At 72.7% G+C, this 421-nt stretch carries 1 pseudogene; it reads left to right on the top strand.

The features are described from left to right. Window positions 1-421, top strand: a pseudogene (locus tag FQ705_RS03865) (hypothetical protein); the annotation flags it as partial.

Raw genomic sequence — 421 nt, 5'->3', positions numbered from 1 at the left:
GCGCGGCCCAGGTCGATGCGGCCCTGCTGGTGCTGGCCGGCAAGCCGCTCGACGCCGAGCCGCTGCTGGGCCGCGAGCTGGCCCGCACCAATGGCGACAACCGCGGCGACGCGATCCTGGCCCTGCAGGCCCTGATCGCGCGCGGCCCGAACCGCGTGGACGGCCTGACGGTGCTGCAGCACCTGCTCAAGGACGACCTGATCCGCCCCGAGGCGCGCCTGGCGATCGCCCGCCAGCAGCTTGCCGTGGACGACAAGCCGGCCGCCGTCACCTCGCTGAAGCAGGCGCTGGAACTGAAGCCCGACTACCTGCCGGCCGCCCTGATGCTCTCGCAGATGGGCCCCGACGAGCGCGCGATCGGCGTGGCCTCGTTCGAGAAATACGTGCAGCAGAATCCCAAGGCGCGCGAAGGGCGCCTGGC

Origin of the sequence: Paraburkholderia sp. BCC1884, assembly GCF_900996225.1 — a bacterium.
In the GTDB taxonomy this organism is placed as follows: Bacteria; Pseudomonadota; Gammaproteobacteria; order Burkholderiales; family Burkholderiaceae; genus Paraburkholderia.
Note: the sequence above shows the minus strand (reverse complement) of the source record. Positions and strands in the feature narration are given on the sequence as shown.